Genomic DNA, 20,629 nt, shown 5'->3' on the forward strand with positions numbered 1-20,629 from the left:
TTTTTAGGCGTGCAGAATCTATGCGATATTTATTATTGAATTTTTTTGGCATACATTTTTCATTTTGGCTTTTAAAATATTAATTTTATTCTGTACAGACGTTGCATTGCAACGTCTCTACCATTCGATAATTTTATGAAATCATCGCCCCATTATCAACCCCATCACCATCCGGATTCACAAATACCAATTTCCCTTCCGCATTATTGGTCATCAAAATCATTCCTTCACTATCAACGCCACGCAAGGCTCTTGGTGCTAAATTGGCTAAAATTGTCACGCGTTTTCCAACTACTTCTTCCGGCGAAAAATGTTCGGCGATTCCCGAAACGATGGTACGAACATCCATTCCTGTATCCACTTTTAAAACTAGCAACTTATTTGCCTTAGGCATTTTCTCTGCTTCAATAATTGTACCAACCCGTAAATCAAGTTTGGCAAAATCTTCAAATGTTGCTGTTGGTTTTTGAGGTTCTACAGTTTTGCTTTCCATTTTATTGGCAGTTTTTGTCGCTTCTAATTTGTCTATTTGTTTTTGGATTTCGGCATCTTCAATTTGAGCAAACAAAATTTCTCCTTGACCAATTTGGTGGCCGGATTTTAACAATTCAGATGATTTGGAAATCGTGTCCCAGCCAATTTTTTCCGCATCGGTAGATGCGTTGAATTGCAACGTCTTTAACAATTTTTGCGTTGTAAACGGCAAAAAAGGTTCCGATAAAACACCCAATGCCGTAGCAATTTGCAAAGCCACATACATTTGTGTTTTCACACGTTCCGGATCGGTTTTTACCATTTTCCAAGGTTCTTCATCTGCTAAATATTTGTTTCCCAAACGGGCAACATTCATCAATTCGCCTAACGCTTCTCTGAATCGGTAGCGTTCAATCGAACTTCCAATCACTGCAGGATAAGCTTTTAATTCTGCCAAAACCTGTTCATCAATTGCTGTAAAATCATTGGGTTGAGGTACAATTCCGTTATAATATTTGTGTGTTAAAACCACCACACGATTAATAAAGTTGCCGTAAATCGCAGCTAATTCATTATTGTTTCTTGCCTGAAAATCTTTCCAGGTAAAATCATTGTCTTTGGTTTCAGGTGCGTTTGCGGTTAAAGCGTAACGTAAAACATCTTGCTTCTCCGGAAAATCAAGTAGATATTCATGCAACCAAACGGCCCAATTTTTAGAAGTAGATAATTTGTTTCCTTCCAAATTTAAAAACTCATTGGCCGGAACATTTTCGGGTAAGATATAACTTCCTTCTGCTTTTAACATCGCCGGGAAAATGATACAATGAAACACGATATTGTCTTTTCCAATAAAATGAACCAGTTTAGTGTCGGCATCTTTCCAATAAGGTTTCCAATCTTTTCCTTCGCGTGCCGCCCATTCTTTGGTGGATGAAATGTAACCAATCGGAGCATCAAACCATACATATAATTTTTTGCCTTCGGCACCTTCCACGGGAACATCAATACCCCAATCTAAATCTCTAGTCACAGCTCGTGGCTCTAAACCGCCGTCAATCCATGATTTTACTTGACCGTATACGTTTGGTTTCCAATCATTTTTATGGCCGACTAAAATCCATTCAGTTAAAAAATCGGAATATCGGTCTAATGGTAAAAACCAATGTTTGGTTTCTTTTTTAATAGGCGTTGTGCCGGTAATAGTCGACTTCGGATTGATTAAATCGGTAGCATTCAGCGTAGAACCACATTTCTCACATTGGTCGCCGTATGCTTCTTCGTTACCGCATTTCGGACACGTTCCTACAACAAATCGATCCGCTAAAAACTGATCGGCTTGTGCATCGTATAATTGTTCGGTTACTTCTTCTATAAAATCACCTTTGTCATAGAGTGTTCTAAAAAACTCGGATGCTGTATAATGATGAATTTTTGAGGAGGTACGTGAATAATTGTCAAACGAAATTCCGAAATCCAAAAACGATTGCCGAATGATTCCGTCATATTTATCAATAACTTGTTGCGGCGTGATGCCTTCTTTTTTCGCCTTCATTGAAATGGCCACACCGTGTTCGTCACTTCCGCAAATAAATGCCACATCTTTTCCTTGCAAACGTTGGTAACGGGCATAAATATCGGAGGGAACGTAAACACCTGCTAAATGTCCAATGTGAATCGGACCGTTAGTGTATGGCAATGCCGCAGTAATTGTATATCTTTTAGGATTATCTATCATATGATTTTGTTTCTCGCCAAGTCGCAAAGACGCAAAAAGGCATGAATTAATACTATTGTTTTGCAAAAATAAGCAAACCCATCGATTCTAATTAAATTTTGGAGATTCGTTTTATCGTTTGAGGGTTTATTTGTTTATTTGTTAGATTGAAACCAATCAACTATGAAACATACTGTTCTACTTTGGTTTGTTTTGGCTCTTTTTTTCAATGCTAATGCTCAAATGGACAAAAAAATGATCACACCTCCTTATTTAAAAAAAGGCGACACGGTTGCTATTGTGGCAACTGCCCGAAAACATATTGACGACGACTTGAAACTCGCCAAAGAATTTTTAGAAAATTGGGGATTAAAAGTTTTGGTTGGTAGTTCGATCGGACTAGATCAAAATCAGTTGGCGGGAACCGATGAAGACCGAGCAAATGACTTTCAACAGCAATTGGATAATCCGACTGTGAAAGCAATTTGGTGTGTTCGAGGCGGCTATGGAACGGTTCGAATAGTTGACTTGATTGATTTTACAAATTTTAAAGTTCATCCCAAATGGGTCATTGGTTTTAGCGATGTGACGGTTTTACACAGCCATATTCATAACTTAGGGATTCAATCCATTCACGGAATGATGCCGGTGAATATTCCAAGAGCAACTCCCGAAGCCAAAGAGAGCTTGCGGAAAGCACTGTTTGGCGAAAGTCTTTCGTATGCCATTCCGTTTGATCCTATCAATAAATTAGGCAAAGCCAAAGGAGAATTAGTAGGAGGAAATTTATCTATTTTGTACAGTTTGTTTGGTTCAGAATCAGCAATAGATTGCACAGATAAAATATTGTTTTTGGAAGATTTGGATGAATATTTGTACCACATCGACCGCATGATGATGAACTTAAAACGCAATGGCTGTTTGGAAAGTTTGAAGGGAATTGTGGTGGGAAGCATGACCAAAATGAAAGACAATGATATTCCATGGGGGAAAGATGCCTTGCAAATTATTGAGGATGTGACTAAGACCTACAATATTCCGGTAGTTTATCATTTCCCGGCGGGACATATTCCGGATAATCGAGCATTGATTTTTGGACGACAAGTGACCTTGGAGGTGACGGAAACAGGAACAAAGTTGATTTTTGATTAGTGATTTTATAATCTAATTAAAAGTGGAACACAGATTTTTAAAATGAAAGAAATTATAATAATAGTTTTTTTAAATTCTTTAAATTTTATTAATTTTTATCATCTGTGTTCAAAAACTCTTTTTATGGAATTTGGATTTTAAATTATTTTAGGGAACACAGATTTTTAAAATGAAAGAAATTAAAATAATAGTTTTTTTAAATTCTTTAAATTTTATTAATTTTTATCATCTGTGTTCTGAAAAGTAGTTTTTTTTGGAATTTGGAATTTGAACATTGGAATTTCTTTTTATTATGGCCCAACACAATGAATTAGGCAAAGAAGGCGAAAAATTAGCTGTAGAGTTTCTGCAAAACGACGGCTATGAAATTTTAGAAACCAACTGGACCTTTCAAAAAGCCGAAGTGGATATTATTGCACAAAAAGAAAATATACTCGCCATTGTGGAAGTTAAAACTCGTTCGTCCATTGATTTTGGTTTGCCTCAAGATTTTGTAAAACCCAAGAAAATTCAATTATTAGTAAAAGCAGTTAATGAATATGTTGTTCAAAATGAACTGGATGTGGAAGTGCGTTTTGATATTATTGCCATTCACAAAGAGGGTAATCAATTGAATATTGAACATTTAGAAGATGCATTTTTTCACTTTTAACATGTTTCATTTGTAACAAATTGTATTTAATTTGTACTTTTACATTAGTTAAAGTTATAATATTATGAAATCGCCAAAAAATAGCATTTGCGTGAGCAAATACCATTAAAAAAAAAGCGATTACATAGGTCCTTTAAAATACAATAAATAGTCTCCTATGAAAACAATCTCTTCCGTTGTAGAGCACTACATAAAAACCAAACCTTTTTTATTGAGTGCCTTATCTCAAGGTATTATTAATTTAACTTCTTTAGCCCGAAACATGATGCCTGAATTGGAGCAAGAATTAGGCAAAGATGTCAAGCACGGTGCGATTGTCATGGCTTTGAAGCGATTGTCAGAAGACTTGGATTTCCGATTGAACTTTAAAATCATCAAAGTATTAAAAAACTTGGGTGAAATAACGGTTCGTTCGTCGTTGACTGATTATACGTTTGCTGTGTCTGAAACCATTTTGAACAAGCAAGCCGATTTAATTACTGAAATCAACACCTATTCCGATATATTTTACACCTCTTCCCGGGGCGTAACCGAAACAAATATTGTAGTGAGTGACGTGGTAGGTCATTTGGTTTTAAAGCATTTTGAGACAGAAAAACTCATTCAAACACAAGACAAATTAGCTTCCATAACCGTAAAATTGCCAAAGGAAAATGTTTCCGTTCCCGGGGTTTATTACTATATTTTTCAGCGTTTAGCTTGGGAAGGAATCAGCATCAATGAAGTAATTTCAACCTCCAACGAATTTACCATTTTGGTGAGTGATGAAGAAGTGGATGTTGCTTTTAAAGTGATTAAAGATTTGAAGAATTTGTAGATTATAATTGGCCTTTGTTTAGTTTGCCAAAGTTATCTTCTTTGCTATGCCAAAAGGCAATAATAGTAACATCTTCGGTATCATAAATGTAATATATTCCGTAGGGAAATGTTTTTAACCAAATAATGCGAATGGTATTATATCGAAATTGGAATGCTTCAGGATTTTTGGCAATTTTATTAAAAGAAGCACGAACTTCTTTTTCCAATTTTTTTCCTAAACTTAAGTTAATGGTAGTGTAACGAGAAATAGCTTCTTCTATTTCAATGGCTGCCGTAGATTTTAAAACGAGCTTTTTATAACTCATATTTTGTTTTAAGTGAATCTAAAAATTGAAAAGCATCAATACCGGATTTTGGATTTTCTTGATGATCAAGTAGCCTTTTTTCAAGTTCTTCTTTTTGAGCGGTGGTCAAATCATTGTGCTCAATTTCTTTCAAAACAAAATTCTTCACTTTTTTTAAAAGTGAAGCATCATTTATATTTTGAAGTAAATCAAATAAGATGGATTTTTCTGTTTGTACACTCATTCTCTTGAATTATATAAAATCAAAGATACAAAATTTATAATTTCAAGAATTTTTATTTTTTGTAATTATGATCTAGTTTCCCATCATCTCCATCAACTCCAACGCCTTCTTCACAGACTTCACATTTTCAAAAGTCAACAACAAACGCAAACCGTTTTTGGTTTCTTTCTCTTTCATTTTGCACAAGTGGCCGTTGTGTTGCACAAACTGTAAAACCTTTTGAAAACGACTCGATTGATAATAATCACTTTGTTGGTCTCCGACAAAATAACCAATCATTTTTCCTTGTTTTAATACCAGTTTTTCCAATCCCATTTGGGTGGCACGCCACTTGATTCGGACGCTGTTTAACAAAGCAAGAGCTTCTTTTGGTAAAGGCCCGAAACGGTCGATGAGTTTTTGTTCGTAAGCCAGCAAAGCTTCTTCGTCTTTAACGGTGCTTAGTTCGTTGTACAAATTCAAACGTTCAGAGATGTTATTGATGTAATCATCCGGGAATAGTAGTTCAAAATCGGAATCTATTTGTAGGTCTTTTACATAGGTTTTGGTTTCCAAATTTTCATCAGTCGGGTACAAATCTTTGAATTCATTTTCTTTCAGCTCTTCGATGGCTTCGTTCATGATTTTTTGGTAGGTGTCAAATCCAATTTCATTGATAAAACCACTTTGCTCACCGCCCAATAAATCGCCGGCACCGCGAATTTCTAAATCTTTCATGGCAATGTTAAAGCCACTTCCCAATTCACTGAATTGTTCCAACGCTTGTATGCGTTTTCGTGCATCATCGGTCATCATACTATACGGCGGAGTGATGAAATAACAGAATGCTTTTTTATTGCTTCGTCCCACACGACCTCGCATTTGATGTAAATCAGACAACCCGAAATTATTCGCATTATTAATAAAAATGGTGTTGGCATTCGGTACATCCAAACCACTTTCAATAATAGTTGTAGCAACCAATACGTCAAATTCGCCATTCATAAAGGCAAGCATTAGTTCTTCCAATTTTTTGCCGTCCATTTGTCCGTGACCAATGCCCACTCGTGCATCTGGGACCAATCGCTGAATCATTCCGGCGACTTCTTTGATGTTTTCAATACGGTTATTGATGAAAAATACTTGTCCGTTTCGCTGAATTTCATAAGAAACAGCATCACGAATTAGCTCTTCATTAAATTGAACCACTTGCGATTCAATCGGATATCGATTGGGTGGAGGTGTCGTAATAACTGATAAATCTCGTGCCGCCATTAATGAAAACTGCAACGTTCTGGGGATGGGAGTTGCGGTTAACGTCAACGTGTCAACCGTTTCAGAAATCGTTTTGAGTTTGTCTTTAACGTTCACACCGAATTTTTGTTCTTCATCAATAATCAGTAAGCCCAAGTCTTTGAATTTGACATCTTTGCTTACCAATTGATGCGTTCCGATGATGATGTCTACTTTTCCTTCGGCTAAACCTTTCAACGTTTCACTTTTTTGTTTAGCTGTTCGGAATCGGTTTAGATAATGGACCGTGACCGGCATGTCTTTCAACCGTTCGGTAAACGTTCGGTAATGTTGGTACGCCAAAATGGTGGTGGGAACCAGTATGGCCACTTGTTTGCTATTATCAACTGCTTTAAAAGCGGCACGAATGGCGACTTCTGTTTTGCCAAACCCAACGTCACCGCAAATCAGACGATCCATCGGACGTTCGTTTTCCATGTCGTTTTTTACATCGCGGGTGGCAGTAATTTGATCGGGAGTATCTTCGTAAATAAACGAACTTTCCAATTCTTTTTGCAAATAACTGTCGGGAGCATATTGAAAGCCTTTTTCTAATCGGCGTTTGGCATAAAGCTGAATTAAGTTAAAAGCAATATGCTTTACCCGAGCTTTGGTTTTTTGCTTTAACGCTTTCCAAGCACTCGAACCTAATTTATATATTTTAGGAGGCGTGCCGTCTTTGCCGTTGTACTTGACAATTTTGTGTAAGGAGTGAATGCTCACATACACTATGTCATTATCTGCATATACCAATTTGATGGCCTCTTGAGTTTTTCCTTCTACTTGTATTTTTTGTAAACCACCAAATTTACCAATACCGTGATCAATATGTGTCACATAATCACCTACAGAAAGAGTCGTTAATTCTTTTAAAGTGATGGTTTGCTTTTTGGAATACCCGTTTTTAATGCTGAATTTGTGGTAACGCTCAAAAATCTGATGATCGGTGTAACAGGCCATTTGCATTTCTTCGTCAATAAAACCTTGGTACAAAGGAAAAACAGTCGTTTTATACTGTTTGCGAATGTCTTCATGATTGGCTTCGTCTAAGCTTTCAAAAATATCATGAAAACGGTCTGCCTGACTTTCATTGGAACAAAATAAGTAGTTTTTATAACCGTTGAAATGATTTTCATTCAAGTTATTCAACAATAAATCAAATTGTTTGTTGAATGAAGGTTGCGGTTGCATGTGAAATTCAAATATCTTTTCCGTTTTGAAAAGAGAAGAATTACCCATTTCAACCAATGAAAAATCCAATGCTTTTTTTAGGAAAGCAGCTTGATCGATAAACAACTCTTCCGGATTGGCATGCTTGATTTCCCTGGAAAGTTTATTATATGCGTCGGTTGCAAGAGCAAACAATTTGTCTAATTGAGCGGTAACTACTTCTGCATTTTGTATAAACAGAACCGTATTCGGATGAATATAGTTTAAAAAGCTTTCTCGGTTTTCCTGTAAGTATTTATTTTCTACATTGGGAATAATGGCAATCTTGGTTTGTTTGGCAATAGAAAGTTGCGTTTCCACATCAAACGTTCGAATACTGTCTACTTCATTACCAAAAAACTCAATGCGGTACGGATGGTCGTTGGAAAACGAAAAGACGTCTACAATCCCACCGCGAACAGAAAACTCCCCCGGTTCGGAGATAAAATCCACTCTTTTGAAATGGTATTCAAACAATACTTCGTTGATAAAATCAATGGATATTTGGTCACCGACAGAAACTTTCAAGGTATTTTTGTCCAGTTCTTTTCGGGTCACCACTTTTTCAAAAACCGCTTCCGGATATGTGACAATAATGAATGGTTTTTTACGTGAGTTGATGCGATTTAAAACTTCGGCACGTAAGAGTACATTGGCATTGTCGGTTTCTTCTAATTGATACGGTCGGCGGTACGAACTCGGGTAAAACAAAACCTCTTGGTCGTTGATTAAGTGCTCTAAATCGTTGAGATAATAGGCTGCTTCTTCTTTGTCATCGCACAGAATTAAAAAAGGAAATTCACTTTTGTTAAAAAGTGAATGAAGAATCAAGGATACCGATGAACCCACCATTCCTTTTAAATGAATTCGGGCGTGTTTGTTTTCTAAAGCGGCAACAGCAGCAAGAACTTTAGATGATTTTGCATACAATGACTGTATATCGGATTTAGTCAATTTTTTCGAGATTTTTAGGAATATTTTTGGCGGCTCTGGAGGTGTCTAACATACGAATCATATCCGATTCTCCTTGCTCCATTGGCACTTCGCTTTTGCGAACGAATTCATCCAATTGGATTTCAATGGATGCTAATTGTTTGTTGATTTCCTCAATTACTGCAATTACTTTCGTTTGAGGTATTTCGTCTAAAGTAATAAAGAGCTCTAAAGTGCGAAACTGGTTCAACAGTACTAAAAACCGACTTTTAAATTCGGGAATTTGCAAATTGGAAGGAATAGAATTATAAACGCTATCTACTTTTTTTGTCAAATCAATTGATTTTTTTTGAAAAGCTCCAATTGTACTTTTGGGTTTCTGATTCAACTCTAACAACAACAGCCGTAGTTCTTCCCAATTGGCAATTAAAGTTTGCGATTTGGCTTGCGGTTGTATCGTTCTAAAACTCCACGCATTATTGATGGCGGTAAAAATAGCGTCTTTTTTTTCAAGGTCTTTTTTATTGGCAGCCAATCGTTCGGCAGAATCATCTTTACATCCCATGAAGGTAACTAAAGCCAGAAAAAGTAATGTGAACCGTAAAGTCATAAGTGACGAATTTGAATTCAAAAATACAAAGGTAAAATGAAAGAAGCCAAGAGTTGTGAATACTTCCTTAAATTATTTATTTTTTAGCAGCTGATCCGGCTTTTCATTGCAAGTTTTTTGCTGTGTTTCAATCCGGGTTAGTAATGGAAATACCAAAAATAAATCAACAATTGTGAGTTACGAAATCGTTATATTTGCAATCAAATTTACGAATCTCATGCAAACAAAAATCCTAATCATTGGCGCCTGCGGTCAAATAGGCACTGAGTTGACACAAAAATTGCGAACTTTATACGGCACCGATAACGTCATTGCTTCGGATATTCGGAAACTGAATAACGATGTGGTGAACAACGGCATTTTTGAAGTTATCAATGCATTGGATTATAATCAGATTGAGCATTTGATTGAAACTTATGAAATAACCGAAGTGTATTTAATGGCGGCTTTACTGTCGGCAACCGCCGAAAAAAACCCTGCTTTTGCGTGGGATTTGAATATGAACTCCTTGTTTCACGTACTGAATCTTGCAAAAGCCGGAAAGATTCAAAAGATATTCTGGCCTTCGAGTATTGCGGTTTTCGGACCTACAACTCCTAGAGACAACACGCCTCAATATACTGTGATGGAACCTTCGACTGTTTACGGAATTTCCAAACAAGCGGGCGAACGCTGGTGTGAATATTATAACAAACAATATGGAGTAGATGTGCGAAGCATCCGTTATCCTGGATTGATCTCATGGACAACTCCTCCGGGTGGTGGCACTACCGATTATGCTGTTGATATTTATTACAAAGCATTAGCGGATAAAAAATTCACTTGTTTTCTGTCTGAAAATACCGGTTTACCAATGATGTACATGGATGATGCCATTCGTGCAACTGTAGAAATTATGCAAGCACCAAAGGAGCAGATTATAATACGTTCATCTTATAATTTATCAGGGATTAGTTTTACTCCAAAAGAAATTGCAGCATCTATTCAAAAGCATATTCCTGAGTTTACCATTGATTATGCACCGGATTTCCGTCAGGCAATTGCCGACAGTTGGCCGGCAAGTATTGATGATACTTCCGCACGATCCGATTGGGGTTGGAAGCATGAATTTGATATGGAACGAATGACGCAAGTAATGTTGGAAAATTTAGCTAAATAAAACAAAAAGGACTCTCACTTTTTAAGCAATACCTGCGGTGAAAAACCCCTTTTTTGGTCAAGGGAACTTGTTGCTACACTTCAAGCCTTTAACGATTGATAGTGGGAGCATACCAAACAAGGGTAAGTCGGCAAAAGCACTTCTTTTAAACATGACTGATCTCATCGTCAATCAATAAATCTTCCCGACGTAATTTCAAAAAGACTTGTGCAACGGCAATAACATCCTTTTCACAATAGGTAATAATTCGATCGATGTCTTTTTCAACGTAATAAACATGAGCGACTTCGCTTCCATCAATATCATCTTTTGGAGAAGGTATTTTCAACACTTTCGTTAATAATCGCATCGACGTGTAATGTTTATAGTCGCCAAACTTCCATAGTTCTAAAGTATCTAAATGAGGTACTTCCCAAGGTTTTTTGCCAAATAAATTGAGTTTAGCCGGAAGTTCAACCCCTAAAATAATCATTCTCCTTGCTATAAAAGGAAAATCAAATTCTTTGGCATTATGTCCGCATAAAATATGTTGCGGTTGACTAAAATGATTGTTAAGTAAGTTGCTAAAATCCTTCAGGATCTTTGTTTCGTCACCAAAAAAAGTAGTCACACGAAAATTCCGAATATCTCCTTTTGTCACAAAGTAACCAACAGAAATACAAATGATTTTACCAAACTCAGCCCAAATTCCGGCACGGTCATAAAATTCGTCAGCGGTATATTCCTCACCTCTTTGGTACTTGGTTTTTTGCTCAAAAAGGTATTTCTTTTCTTCGTCTAAATTATTAAAATGATCTTCTTCGGGAACAGTTTCAATATCTAAGAAAAGAATATTGTCGAGTTTAATTTTTTCAATCATTTTGCTCTTTTTTAAAGTATTGCCTTATAAAAGTAAATAAAACTTTTGAAAGATTTTACATTCAATCACAAAAAATTACTAATCGGACTCTTCCAATTGAAAAATATCATTAACTGATTTATTAAAAAGTCGCGACAATTTCAAAGCTAAAACCGTAGATGGTACAAATCGATTGGATTCAATGGCATTAATGGTTTGCCGACTCACACCAATCTTTTCGGCTAATTCAGCTTGCGTAATATTGGCAATTGCCCGTTCTACTTTAATTGTATTTTTCATCGTCTATAGCTTTTGAAGATTTGTAAATCATCCAATAAAAACGAACGATGAAAAAGAACAATAAAGTAAACATATTGTACATCATCACTGTTAAAAATGGCATTCCGTAAATAAAAATCACACATGCTAAAAGAACGGTATAATTGACATAAGTTGCCCAAACTAAACTTTCCAACCTGATTTTAGCTACCATTTCATCTTCAATTTTTTCTTTTGAAAAAGCGACCAATAAGCCACCCACAATTAAAAGCACTCCAAGAATCTCATCTATTAAGTTATTCTCAATGAGATTAAAAAACTTTTTACTATTAAAGAAGTCATCGTTAAATACTGCAAATGTTTTTAATCTTAGAAATTCAAAATCCGGTTCATAAATACTAAATAGCACAGCTCCTATTAACGAAGGAATAAACAACAACCAACCCAACTTTTTTAATCGGTTTGGAAATAAATAATTCGTCATCATAACTATATTGATTTAAAGATTAACTACACAAATGTAAAACATTTTTTCCAATATGTAAAACATACTTTACATTATATTTAACAAAAAAGCCACACAATTGTGTGGCTTTTACGTTTATTATTTAGCATTTATTATGACTGCGTAGGAGTAACATTTCCTTTGATAGTCAAGATTACCGGAGCTTCATTTTCATTTAAAGTAACCGTTACTGTTTTTGAAAATTGTCCCGGTGACGCTGCGTTATAGGTTGCTTTTACATAAGCAGTAGCCCCTGGTTTTACCGGAGTTTTAGTATAATCTGTAGCTGTACAACCACAAGATGCTCTAACACTAGTAATTAAAACGGTTTGCTTAGTGGTGTTTTTGAATGTAAAATCGTGAGAAACAGGAACTCCTTGTTTGATTTCTTTAAAATCAAAAGTAGTTGCTGTCCAAGCTACAGGAGCTGATGGTTTTTGTGGAGCTGGTGTAGTGGTGATTGGTTGTTTTGCGGCCGGTTTAGCTTCTTGTGCAAAAGATGCAGAAGTAGTCATAAACATTCCTACGATTGCGATACATGTAATTTTTAATGCTTTCATATTTTTTTAGTTTTATATTAAGTTACAAGGCAAATATATTTACTCTAAATTTGTTTTCTGTTAATCGAACTATAAGTTTTGTTAATGAGTTGTTAATCCGTTCATTTTTAATTCTTTTCCCATTTTGAGTTCGCTAGATTTGCTATTCAAATAAAAATCCATTTTGAAATTCAATAAATTAAATACGATCATTTTTGTTGGTTTTTTAGCCATTGTAGGAGTGCTATTTATGCAACTCTTAATGCTCAATCAAGCTTATGCCTTTGAGAAAAAGGAATACAGTGAAAAGATTTATTTTGCTTTGCAAGATATTGTTCAAAAAATTTATCGCGACAATAAAACCCAACTTCCTATTAAAGATCAAATTAAAAAAGTAACGGAAGATTACTATATTGTGAATGTTGATGATGTATTTGAAGCAAAAGTTTTAGAATATTATTTGAAAACAGAATTTCAAAAAGTAAAATTAGACCTTGATTTTGAATATGCCATTTACGATTGTGGTTCAGATGAAATGATTTATGGCGACTATATTTCAAGCTCGGATGATAAAACCAACGAATGTGAAAATTGTTTTGAAAAGAAAGAAGGTCTGATTTATTATTTTGCCGTTCGTTTCCCCAATTTAAAGTATTCATTGATTGGCTCGTTGGGTCAATATTGGATCTATACTTCTATATTAATTTTGGTGTTAATCATTTATGTGTATTCGGTGATTTTGCTCTTGAAACAGAAAAAATATTCGGAGCTTCAAAATGATTTCATCAACAATATGACGCATGAATTCAAAACGCCTTTGGCCTCTATTTTAATTGCTTCCAATTATGCCAACTCACAAGAGGAAATTAAAAACAATCCAAAACTCCATAAATACATGGATATCATCATTAAACAAAGCAATAAATTAAACCAACACATCGAACGAATGTTGACCGTTGCTAAAGGTGATGCCAATTGGATTGAATTGGATAAAAAAAGTATTTCTTTAACAGAAATGATCCTACTGGTTGAAGAAAATGTGCTATTGAAAACTGATAAAAAGGTTTCATTGCAATTTGAAAATCAAAAAAACTATCTTTTGCATGCAGATGAATTTCATTTATACAATGTGTTTTATAACATTGTAGATAATGCCATTAAATACGGAACCGCAAGTCCGGAAATCATCATCAATTGTTCGGAAAATGAAAAAAATCTGGTGATCAGTTTTGCTGATAACGGTCCGGGAATTGAACAAAAACATTTGGATTATGTTTTTGATAAGTTTTACCGCGTTCCAAGAGAATCAAAAAATGAAATAGAAGGTTTTGGCATAGGTTTGTCATACGTTAAAAAAATTATAGATTTACATCGATGGAACATTTCCATTCAAAATAATACACCCACAGGAATTATTGTAACAATCACGATTCCTAAAAAAGATGTTTTATGAGTAAAAAGAAAATTCTATATGTAGAAGATGATGAATCCTTAGGGTTTTTAACTGCTGACAGTTTAGAACAAACCTATGATGTGTCACATTACACCAATGGGAAAACCGGATTTGATGCCTTTTGCAAAGAGGAATTTGATTTGTGTATTTTAGATGTGATGTTGCCGGACATGGATGGTTTTGAAATTGCCACTGAAATCAGGAAACGAAACCAAGAAATTCCCATCATCTTTTTATCTGCCAAAACGATGAAGGAAGACCGAATCAAAGGTTTAAAATTAGGTGCAGATGATTATTTGGTCAAACCCTATTCGATGGAAGAGTTAACCTTAAAAATGGAAGTGTTTTTAAATAGAAGTCAAAAAAACACCTCAAAAAATTTGACGACCTACCTGATTGGTTCCTATGAATTTGATCCTACCAATTATTGTGTCTCGAAAGGAAAAGAAGTAACTAACCTCACCGAGCGAGAAGCGGCATTGTTAAAGTTTTTTCTTGATAACAAAAATACGGTTCTCAAACGCGAAAAAATTTTAATTGAACTTTGGGGAACCGATGATTATTTTGTTGGAAGAAGTCTGGATGTTTTTATTTCGCGACTGCGAAAAGTATTTAAAGAAGAACCCAACATCCGGATTGAAAACATTCCAAGAGTTGGGTTCAAATTAGTTTTAGAATAAATTATTTCAAAAAACTATACATATACGTTTCTAAAGCTTTCAATTCTTCATCGGAAAGCGTTTTAGTCACCGCAAAATTTGTTTTCATCACTTCATATTGCGTAGGATCTACGATAGGTTCTGCATTTTCTTTTAAAAATTCAACCATATTGCCTCCCTTTTCTTTATAAATAGTAGCAATTTCAACAATACTAGGTCCAATAACTTTTTTATCAGGCAAATGGCAAGTTTTGCATAATCCCACACCATTAAATAAATCTTCCCCTAAAGCAAGAGTAGGGTCAACGGCAACCTCAGTTTGATCAACCAACGTCTCATCAGTTGCTTTGCCAAAAGGTTCCGACTTTTTATCTCCACAGGAAATAAAAATCAATGAAAAGAGTAAAAAAAATATTTTTTTCATATCTAAGTAATTATTGATTTACTCAAAGTTACTATCAAAAAATCTATTAAAAGCTGATAAAAATCATTTATGAAATTAATTTCACCACGTCTTTTGCAAAATAACTTGCAATCATATCGGCTCCCGCTCTTTTTATTGCTGTTACTTGTTCCATCATGATGGCATCGTGGTCTAACCATCCTCTTTCAGAAGCTGCTTTAATCATGGCATATTCTCCGGAAACCTGATAAACTGCTACAGGAACATCAAAAGCATTTTTAACTTCACGAACAATATCTAAATACGATATTCCTGGCTTTACCATCACAATATCCGCTCCTTCATCAATATCCATGCGAGTTTCGCGAATGGCTTCGATGCGGTTGTGATAATCCATTTGATAGGTTTTTTTATCTTTGGGAACATTTTGCATGTCAACGGGAGCACTGTCGAGTGCCTCGCGAAACGGTCCGTAATGTGCGGAAGCATATTTGGCACTATACGCCATGATTCCGGTGTTTACATAACCTTCATCTTCCAAAGCTTCTCTGATTTCCAGAATTCGTCCATCCATCATGTCACTTGGAGCCACAATGTCCGCTCCTGCTTCTGCATGCGAACAACTCATTTCTGCCAAAATAGCTGAAGTTAAATCATTAACAATCGCTCCGTTTTCAATCACACCATCGTGACCGTAAACTGAATAAGGATCTAGAGCCACATCCGTCATCACAATCATTTCCGGAACTGCATTTTTAATTAATTTCACCGCTCGTTGCATCAATCCGTTTGGATTCAATGCTTCTGTTCCTTTGTTGTCTTTTAAAGAATCCGGTACTTTTACAAATACCAAAACGGACTTCAGGTTTAGTTTTGCCAATTCTTTTACTTCCTTTTCCAATAAATCCAAACTCAATCGGAAATAATTGGGCATCGAAGGAATTTCTTCTTTGATTCCTTTTCCTTCCACCACAAAAAGTGGTACAATAAAATCGTTTGGTGAAAGAATGGTTTCGCGAACAAGTGAACGAATAGACTCATTGGTTCGTAATCGTCTGTTTCTTCTAAGTGGGTACATTTTATTTTTATTTAACGATTGTAGATTTAAGCATTTACAATCCGATTTTTTTATTTGCTTTGTCGTAATATTCTTTTACTTTTTTGGGCGGGTCAAAGCGATAACCAGCTGTAATTTTAAAGGTTGATATTTGATCATTTAAACGAATATCTGCTTCTGAATCTTGAGCAAAATCGATGTAATTCAGATTGACGAATGTAAAAAACGAGTCGGAATTATAGCCAATTTTTAAACTAACGCTTCCCTCATAAATAGGTGCAAAATCCCCATCAACACTATTAAATCCACCACCTACGGACAATCCGCCTGAAATTAAAAAGTGATTGTTAATTACCCAATTATAAAAATACGATGGCGACAAAGAAACTAAATAAATATTGCTTTTACTTTCCGGATTTCCATCATTTAAATCGAAATTGGTATAATAAATCGAAAGATTAGGAATGAAGCTTCCGGCACTTTTTGTTTGCCATTCCTTTTGATTAGCAATCATTTTGAATGAAAATTTATCATTAAAAATATAGGATGTTGTCCCTCCAATTTTTGTGGTTCTAAGTCTGGGGAAAGCTAGTTCTGTTTCTCCATCGGTTATATAAAAACCTGTTTGATTGATGAAAGAAAGAGATTGCATCCATTTTTTGTAATAAAATCGAGTCCCTAAACTAAATAATTTAGAACCATCGTTGTCTTTGTTTTCAGTCAAAAACTCCGGCGAATATCCGTAGGAAATGTCAATAAATTTATAACTTAAATTTAGTCCGATCTGTGCTCTTCGGTTCGGTTCTAAACCCAAATAATTTGCTTCTCCTTCAGTATTGAAATTGACTTGAAAACTATTTGATATGTCTTGATAATAGATACTTGAAATTACTTTTTCATCATAGGAGACAAAATGCGTATTTTGAAGTGAATCCTTTTGAGCAAATGAGCTCATGATTCCTCCAAAAAACAACACTATGACAAATTTTACAACCACTCTTTCGGATTTTCTAAAACAGCAATTAATTTTTCTTCTTCACTTCCATTTTCAGGATGATGGTCATACACCCATTGCACATGCGGGGGCAAACTCATCAAAATACTTTCAATTCTACCATTGGTTTTCAAACCGAATAAAGTGCCTTTGTCATGCACTAAATTGAATTCTACATAACGACCACGACGGATTTCTTGCCAAGTTCTATGTTGTTGAGTATAAGGCAAATGTACTCTTTTCTCTACAATTGGCACGTAGGCTTCTAAAAAACTATTCCCTATTTCGGTTACAAAATTAAACCAATCGTCCATGGAAACTGTTTCGGTTGCTTTGCAATAATCAAAGAACAAACCACCTATTCCTCGGGCTTCGTTTCGGTGAGCATTCCAAAAATAGTTATCACATTGTCTTTTATATTTTGGATAGTACTCCAAATTGTGTTTGTCACAAGCTGCCTTACAGGTTTGATGAAAATGGATTGCATCTTCTTCAAATAGATAATGAGGTGTCAAATCTTGTCCGCCGCCAAACCATTGATTGATGATTGCTCCGTTTTCATCATACATTTCAAAATACCGCCAATTGGCATGAACGGTTGGCACCATCGGACTTTTGGGATGAATAACCAAACTTAAACCACAGGCAAAAAAATCAGCTTCGCCCACATTGAATAATTTTTGCATGGAATCAGGTAATTTTCCATGAACGGCTGAAATATTCACACCCCCTTTTTCGAATACTTGACCGTTTTCGATGACGCGAGTTTGTCCACCACCACCTTCAGCTCGTTCCCAAACATCTTCACGGAATTTCGCAAAACCATCAACCGCTTCTAATTTAGAAGTGATTTGATTTTGGAGGGTTTGGATATATTTTAGAAATTTATCTTTCATTCTGTTTGTAATTAATAAGAATTGCATTGCAATGAAATCCAATCTATTGCATTGGAATAAACTCCAACACAAGCATTGTCGTCCGTCCCTCTGGGACTTTGGTTGGGAAGTCCCATAGGGACGACCGACGTTTTTCCCTTAGAATTCATTCTAAGTGGTTATCCACATTCATTGACTTTCAATATTTATATTAATTGCATTGGAATAAATTCCAACGCAAGCTGTATCGTCCGTCCCTATCGGACTTTGGTTGGGAAGTCCCATAGGGACGACCGATGTTTTTCCCTTAGAATTCATTCTAAGTGGTTATCCACATTCATTGACTTTCAATATTTATATTAATTGCATTGGAATAAATTCCAACGCAAGCTGTATCGTCCGTCCCTCTCGGACTTTGGTTGGGAAGTCCCATAGGGACGACCGATGTTTTTTCCTTAGAATTCATTCTAAGGGGTTTGACTCATGTATTTTAAAATCAAATCAACTCTTCAAAATAATAATCTTCATCATAATTCACTTCAAATTCAATCAACAGTTTAGTATATTCTTCCTTAAAACTTTCTCTATGATGATGTGTCTCTTGATTTGCAATATAATTATAAACATTTTCAATTGCAGATTTGTTATAACTAAAACCTCCAAACCCTCCTTGCCATTCAAATCGGTCAAGCATAAAACCGTTTTCATTGACCCATTTTGATGATTTTGCTTTAACACTTTGCATAACATCTGAAATTGCCAACTTTGGTACTAATGAAAAAAAACAATGAACGTGGTCTTCTACGCCATTCACAATAATTGTTTTGCAACCCGTTTCATTTATAAGGTTTCCTATTACTGCCATGAGCTCAGACCTCCATTCTTTTTCAATAACCGCATTTCTATATTTTACTGCAAAAACCGTTTGAATGTATAATTGTGAATACGTGTTTGGCATAATTAAAAATTTTAGAAATCTTGATTGAAATTTACATGTCTGGAAGAAGTAATTAACACTAATTCGATGAATAAATACAAAACAATCATTTACTGCTCACTTATCATGTGACTTTGAGACCGAACTCTGCCTACTGATTAAACTTCTTCACTACTTCCAAAAATGCCTTTGCATGATCTACCGGAATATTTGGTATAACAATGTTAGAGTTGAATCTGTCTTTCATTATCTTAATAAAATTATAGTAACTAATAGAACAATTGGGACAAACGCAAAATGTAAATCAGAATAAAATTTAACTTTATTTAAAATGTTAGCCAATACTATAAAAATAAACGATCCAAGAAAAACAATACCTGTAATTATTATTATACCCACTATAAAATAACTTGCTCCATCAGGATGTTGATTATCAAAAGAAGGAACTCTAAAAATGAATTGATATGCTATAAAAATTGACCACAGAACATTGATGACTGCTGGTATTCTATTTACTTTATTTAAAATTCCAAATTTCATTACGCCTTATACTCCTTCACAGCCTCCACAAATGCCTTCGCATGATCAACCGGAATATTTGGTAAAATTCCGTGACCAAGGTTGACGATATAATTGTCTTTTCCAAATTCATCAATCATTTCATGGACCATTTTTTTGATGATTGGTATAGGAGACAATAATCGGGATGGATCAAAATTTCCTTGTAAGGTGATTTTTCCACCCGATAAATAACGTGCATTTCTTGGCGAGCAAGTCCAATCGACACCTAAAGCCGACGCTTTTGATTTCGCCATGTCATTCAATGCAAACCAACATCCTTTTCCAAAGACAATTACTTTGGTGTGTGGAGCTAATGCCTCAACAATTTGATTGATGTATCTCCATGAAAATTCTTGATAATCAACCGGTGAAAGCATGCCTCCCCAAGAATCAAAAATCTGAATGGCGTTGCAACCTGCGTTAACTTTTTCTTTTAAATATAAAATCGTGGTATCGGTAATTTTTTGCAATAAAATATGTGCTGCTACCGGATTTGAAAAACAAAATCCTTTAGCGGTATCAAAACTTTTAGAACCTTTCCCTTCCACGGCATAACAGAAGATGGTCCACGGTGAACCTGCAAAACCTATGAGCGGCACCTCATCATTCAGCATTTCTTTGGTTAATTTGATGGCATCAAAAACATAGCCTAAGGCTTCATTGACGTTTGGAACATATACTTGGTCTACTTGCTCGATTGTTCGAATCGGGTTTGGAATAATAGGTCCTAAATTGTCTTTTAATTCCACATGAATTCCCATAGCTCTTGGAACTACCAAAATGTCCGAAAACAGAATTGCCGCATCGGGTTTTACAATTCGAATGGGTTGAACCGTAATTTCAGCTGCTAATTCAGGTGTTTCGCAACGGGTAAAAAAATCGTATTTATCACGCAAAGCTATAAATTCAGGTAAATATCTTCCGGCTTGACGCATCATCCAAACGGGTGGACGTTTAACGGTTTCGTTGTTTAAGGCTCTTAAAAAAAGGTCGTTCTTAATCATCAT

At 35.3% G+C, this 20,629-nt stretch carries 24 protein-coding genes; 6 read left to right on the forward strand and 18 right to left on the reverse strand.

Annotated features, from left to right (window positions below; genetic code table 11):
- Positions 1 to 133 precede the first annotated feature (133 nt).
- Positions 134 to 2,209 carry a methionine--tRNA ligase gene (gene metG / locus ACIQ2S_RS01340; protein WP_396172273.1) on the reverse strand — a complete coding sequence of 692 codons (2,076 nt, stop codon included), beginning with the start codon at positions 2,207 to 2,209 and terminating at the stop codon, positions 134 to 136.
- 234 nt (positions 2,210 to 2,443) lie between these two features.
- Between metG and ACIQ2S_RS01345 the strand changes: the two genes are divergently transcribed.
- From ACIQ2S_RS01345 to ACIQ2S_RS01355, 3 genes are all read left to right on the forward strand, one after another.
- Entirely contained in the window at positions 2,444 to 3,340 is an 897-nt protein-coding gene (locus ACIQ2S_RS01345) for an LD-carboxypeptidase (RefSeq protein WP_396172304.1), read from the forward strand.
- A gap of 292 nt (positions 3,341 to 3,632) precedes the next feature.
- Positions 3,633 to 3,992 carry a YraN family protein gene (locus ACIQ2S_RS01350; protein ID WP_396172274.1) on the forward strand — a complete coding sequence of 120 codons (360 nt, stop codon included), beginning with the start codon at positions 3,633 to 3,635 and terminating at the stop codon, positions 3,990 to 3,992.
- Between the two features lie 157 nt (positions 3,993 to 4,149).
- Positions 4,150 to 4,809 (forward strand): aspartate kinase, encoded by a 660-nt coding sequence (locus ACIQ2S_RS01355; protein WP_396172275.1) that lies wholly within the window; start codon positions 4,150 to 4,152, stop codon positions 4,807 to 4,809.
- A gap of 1 nt (position 4,810) precedes the next feature.
- Here ACIQ2S_RS01355 and ACIQ2S_RS01360 read toward each other — a convergent pair whose 3' ends face one another.
- The 4 genes from ACIQ2S_RS01360 to ACIQ2S_RS01375 form a co-directional block, all read right to left on the reverse strand.
- A complete protein-coding gene (locus tag ACIQ2S_RS01360) occupies positions 4,811 to 5,116 on the reverse strand; it encodes a type II toxin-antitoxin system RelE/ParE family toxin (protein ID WP_396172276.1) in 306 nt (101 codons plus the stop codon).
- Complete coding sequence (locus tag ACIQ2S_RS01365) at positions 5,106 to 5,339, reverse strand: hypothetical protein (protein ID WP_396172277.1); 234 nt, start codon at positions 5,337 to 5,339, stop codon at positions 5,106 to 5,108. The genes ACIQ2S_RS01360 and ACIQ2S_RS01365 overlap by 11 nt, the downstream gene beginning before the upstream one ends.
- Before the next feature lie 72 nt (positions 5,340 to 5,411).
- Positions 5,412 to 8,672, reverse strand: a complete 3,261-nt coding sequence (gene mfd / locus ACIQ2S_RS01370) for a transcription-repair coupling factor (protein WP_396172306.1) — start codon at positions 8,670 to 8,672, stop codon at positions 5,412 to 5,414.
- 94 nt (positions 8,673 to 8,766) lie between these two features.
- Positions 8,767 to 9,363 (reverse strand): hypothetical protein, encoded by a 597-nt coding sequence (locus ACIQ2S_RS01375; protein WP_396172278.1) that lies wholly within the window; start codon positions 9,361 to 9,363, stop codon positions 8,767 to 8,769.
- 217 nt (positions 9,364 to 9,580) lie between these two features.
- Here ACIQ2S_RS01375 and ACIQ2S_RS01380 point away from each other — a divergent pair, with 217 nt between their 5' ends.
- Positions 9,581 to 10,522, forward strand: a complete 942-nt coding sequence (locus ACIQ2S_RS01380; protein ID WP_396172280.1) for an L-threonine 3-dehydrogenase — start codon at positions 9,581 to 9,583, stop codon at positions 10,520 to 10,522.
- 145 nt (positions 10,523 to 10,667) lie between these two features.
- On the opposite strand, the gene ACIQ2S_RS01385 is transcribed toward ACIQ2S_RS01380, so the two are convergent.
- The 4 genes from ACIQ2S_RS01385 to ACIQ2S_RS01400 form a co-directional block, all read right to left on the reverse strand.
- The gene (locus ACIQ2S_RS01385; RefSeq protein ID WP_396172281.1) at positions 10,668 to 11,381 is read right to left on the reverse strand and encodes a 3'-5' exonuclease; all 714 of its coding nucleotides are present in this window, start codon (positions 11,379 to 11,381) and stop codon (positions 10,668 to 10,670) included.
- Positions 11,382 to 11,459: 78 nt separating this feature from the next.
- Positions 11,460 to 11,660 (reverse strand): helix-turn-helix transcriptional regulator, encoded by a 201-nt coding sequence (locus ACIQ2S_RS01390; protein ID WP_396172282.1) that lies wholly within the window; start codon positions 11,658 to 11,660, stop codon positions 11,460 to 11,462.
- Positions 11,644 to 12,126: a hypothetical protein gene (locus ACIQ2S_RS01395; RefSeq protein ID WP_396172283.1), complete on the reverse strand. Its 483-nt coding sequence runs from the start codon at positions 12,124 to 12,126 to the stop codon at positions 11,644 to 11,646. The genes ACIQ2S_RS01390 and ACIQ2S_RS01395 overlap by 17 nt, the downstream gene beginning before the upstream one ends.
- Positions 12,127 to 12,257: 131 nt before the next feature.
- A complete protein-coding gene (locus ACIQ2S_RS01400) occupies positions 12,258 to 12,704 on the reverse strand; it encodes a DUF1573 domain-containing protein (protein WP_396172284.1) in 447 nt (148 codons plus the stop codon).
- A gap of 163 nt (positions 12,705 to 12,867) precedes the next feature.
- Here ACIQ2S_RS01400 and ACIQ2S_RS01405 point away from each other — a divergent pair, with 163 nt between their 5' ends.
- Together ACIQ2S_RS01405 and ACIQ2S_RS01410 are read left to right on the forward strand one after the other, a co-directional pair.
- Complete coding sequence (locus ACIQ2S_RS01405; RefSeq protein ID WP_396172285.1) at positions 12,868 to 14,136, forward strand: sensor histidine kinase; 1,269 nt, start codon at positions 12,868 to 12,870, stop codon at positions 14,134 to 14,136.
- The gene (locus ACIQ2S_RS01410; protein ID WP_396172286.1) at positions 14,133 to 14,816 is read left to right on the forward strand and encodes a response regulator transcription factor; all 684 of its coding nucleotides are present in this window, start codon (positions 14,133 to 14,135) and stop codon (positions 14,814 to 14,816) included. The genes ACIQ2S_RS01405 and ACIQ2S_RS01410 overlap by 4 nt, the downstream gene beginning before the upstream one ends.
- Position 14,817: 1 nt before the next feature.
- On the opposite strand, the gene ACIQ2S_RS01415 is transcribed toward ACIQ2S_RS01410, so the two are convergent.
- The 9 genes from ACIQ2S_RS01415 to hemE form a co-directional block, all read right to left on the reverse strand.
- A complete protein-coding gene (locus ACIQ2S_RS01415) occupies positions 14,818 to 15,219 on the reverse strand; it encodes a c-type cytochrome (RefSeq protein ID WP_396172287.1) in 402 nt (133 codons plus the stop codon).
- A gap of 67 nt (positions 15,220 to 15,286) precedes the next feature.
- A complete protein-coding gene (gene hemB, locus ACIQ2S_RS01420) occupies positions 15,287 to 16,276 on the reverse strand; it encodes a porphobilinogen synthase (RefSeq protein WP_396172288.1) in 990 nt (329 codons plus the stop codon).
- Positions 16,277 to 16,310: 34 nt separating this feature from the next.
- Positions 16,311 to 17,231 (reverse strand): DUF4421 family protein, encoded by a 921-nt coding sequence (locus ACIQ2S_RS01425; RefSeq protein ID WP_396172289.1) that lies wholly within the window; start codon positions 17,229 to 17,231, stop codon positions 16,311 to 16,313.
- A gap of 11 nt (positions 17,232 to 17,242) precedes the next feature.
- Positions 17,243 to 18,145, reverse strand: coding sequence for an oxygen-dependent coproporphyrinogen oxidase (gene hemF / locus ACIQ2S_RS01430; protein ID WP_396172290.1), 903 nt, complete (start codon positions 18,143 to 18,145; stop codon positions 17,243 to 17,245).
- 11 nt (positions 18,146 to 18,156) lie between these two features.
- Positions 18,157 to 18,294, reverse strand: coding sequence for a hypothetical protein (locus tag ACIQ2S_RS01435; RefSeq protein ID WP_396172291.1), 138 nt, complete (start codon positions 18,292 to 18,294; stop codon positions 18,157 to 18,159).
- A gap of 19 nt (positions 18,295 to 18,313) precedes the next feature.
- Complete coding sequence (locus ACIQ2S_RS01440; protein ID WP_396172292.1) at positions 18,314 to 18,442, reverse strand: hypothetical protein; 129 nt, start codon at positions 18,440 to 18,442, stop codon at positions 18,314 to 18,316.
- Positions 18,443 to 18,461: 19 nt separating this feature from the next.
- Positions 18,462 to 18,590 carry a hypothetical protein gene (locus ACIQ2S_RS01445; RefSeq protein WP_396172294.1) on the reverse strand — a complete coding sequence of 43 codons (129 nt, stop codon included), beginning with the start codon at positions 18,588 to 18,590 and terminating at the stop codon, positions 18,462 to 18,464.
- A gap of 30 nt (positions 18,591 to 18,620) precedes the next feature.
- The gene (tnpA, locus tag ACIQ2S_RS01450) at positions 18,621 to 19,082 is read right to left on the reverse strand and encodes an IS200/IS605 family transposase (protein ID WP_396172295.1); all 462 of its coding nucleotides are present in this window, start codon (positions 19,080 to 19,082) and stop codon (positions 18,621 to 18,623) included.
- A 518-nt stretch (positions 19,083 to 19,600) separates the two neighbouring features.
- Positions 19,601 to 20,626 carry a uroporphyrinogen decarboxylase gene (gene hemE / locus ACIQ2S_RS01455; protein ID WP_396172308.1) on the reverse strand — a complete coding sequence of 342 codons (1,026 nt, stop codon included), beginning with the start codon at positions 20,624 to 20,626 and terminating at the stop codon, positions 19,601 to 19,603.
- Between the last annotated feature and the right edge of the window lie 3 nt (positions 20,627 to 20,629).

The sequence above is a fragment of the Flavobacterium sp. genome (assembly GCF_044371705.1).
GTDB lineage: Bacteria > Bacteroidota > Bacteroidia > Flavobacteriales > Flavobacteriaceae > Flavobacterium.

What these genes read in the sequence shown, in the direction of transcription:
- metG (WP_396172273.1), bottom strand. Translation starts at nt 2,209, where the DNA reads ATGATAGATAATCCTAAAAGATATACAATTACTGCGGCATTGCCATAC.
- ACIQ2S_RS01345 (WP_396172304.1), top strand. Translation starts at nt 2,444, where the DNA reads ATGATCACACCTCCTTATTTAAAAAAAGGCGACACGGTTGCTATTGTG.
- ACIQ2S_RS01350 (WP_396172274.1), top strand. Translation starts at nt 3,633, where the DNA reads ATGGCCCAACACAATGAATTAGGCAAAGAAGGCGAAAAATTAGCTGTA.
- ACIQ2S_RS01355 (WP_396172275.1), top strand. Translation starts at nt 4,150, where the DNA reads ATGAAAACAATCTCTTCCGTTGTAGAGCACTACATAAAAACCAAACCT.
- ACIQ2S_RS01360 (WP_396172276.1), bottom strand. Translation starts at nt 5,116, where the DNA reads ATGAGTTATAAAAAGCTCGTTTTAAAATCTACGGCAGCCATTGAAATA.
- ACIQ2S_RS01365 (WP_396172277.1), bottom strand. Translation starts at nt 5,339, where the DNA reads ATGAGTGTACAAACAGAAAAATCCATCTTATTTGATTTACTTCAAAAT.
- mfd (WP_396172306.1), bottom strand. Translation starts at nt 8,672, where the DNA reads ATGGTGGGTTCATCGGTATCCTTGATTCTTCATTCACTTTTTAACAAA.
- ACIQ2S_RS01375 (WP_396172278.1), bottom strand. Translation starts at nt 9,363, where the DNA reads ATGACTTTACGGTTCACATTACTTTTTCTGGCTTTAGTTACCTTCATG.
- ACIQ2S_RS01380 (WP_396172280.1), top strand. Translation starts at nt 9,581, where the DNA reads ATGCAAACAAAAATCCTAATCATTGGCGCCTGCGGTCAAATAGGCACT.
- ACIQ2S_RS01385 (WP_396172281.1), bottom strand. Translation starts at nt 11,381, where the DNA reads ATGATTGAAAAAATTAAACTCGACAATATTCTTTTCTTAGATATTGAA.
- ACIQ2S_RS01390 (WP_396172282.1), bottom strand. Translation starts at nt 11,660, where the DNA reads ATGAAAAATACAATTAAAGTAGAACGGGCAATTGCCAATATTACGCAA.
- ACIQ2S_RS01395 (WP_396172283.1), bottom strand. Translation starts at nt 12,126, where the DNA reads ATGATGACGAATTATTTATTTCCAAACCGATTAAAAAAGTTGGGTTGG.
- ACIQ2S_RS01400 (WP_396172284.1), bottom strand. Translation starts at nt 12,704, where the DNA reads ATGAAAGCATTAAAAATTACATGTATCGCAATCGTAGGAATGTTTATG.
- ACIQ2S_RS01410 (WP_396172286.1), top strand. Translation starts at nt 14,133, where the DNA reads ATGAGTAAAAAGAAAATTCTATATGTAGAAGATGATGAATCCTTAGGG.
- ACIQ2S_RS01415 (WP_396172287.1), bottom strand. Translation starts at nt 15,219, where the DNA reads ATGAAAAAAATATTTTTTTTACTCTTTTCATTGATTTTTATTTCCTGT.
- hemB (WP_396172288.1), bottom strand. Translation starts at nt 16,276, where the DNA reads ATGTACCCACTTAGAAGAAACAGACGATTACGAACCAATGAGTCTATT.
- hemF (WP_396172290.1), bottom strand. Translation starts at nt 18,145, where the DNA reads ATGAAAGATAAATTTCTAAAATATATCCAAACCCTCCAAAATCAAATC.
- ACIQ2S_RS01435 (WP_396172291.1), bottom strand. Translation starts at nt 18,294, where the DNA reads ATGAATTCTAAGGGAAAAACGTCGGTCGTCCCTATGGGACTTCCCAAC.
- ACIQ2S_RS01440 (WP_396172292.1), bottom strand. Translation starts at nt 18,442, where the DNA reads ATGAATTCTAAGGGAAAAACATCGGTCGTCCCTATGGGACTTCCCAAC.
- ACIQ2S_RS01445 (WP_396172294.1), bottom strand. Translation starts at nt 18,590, where the DNA reads ATGAATTCTAAGGAAAAAACATCGGTCGTCCCTATGGGACTTCCCAAC.
- tnpA (WP_396172295.1), bottom strand. Translation starts at nt 19,082, where the DNA reads ATGCCAAACACGTATTCACAATTATACATTCAAACGGTTTTTGCAGTA.
- hemE (WP_396172308.1), bottom strand. Translation starts at nt 20,626, where the DNA reads ATGATTAAGAACGACCTTTTTTTAAGAGCCTTAAACAACGAAACCGTT.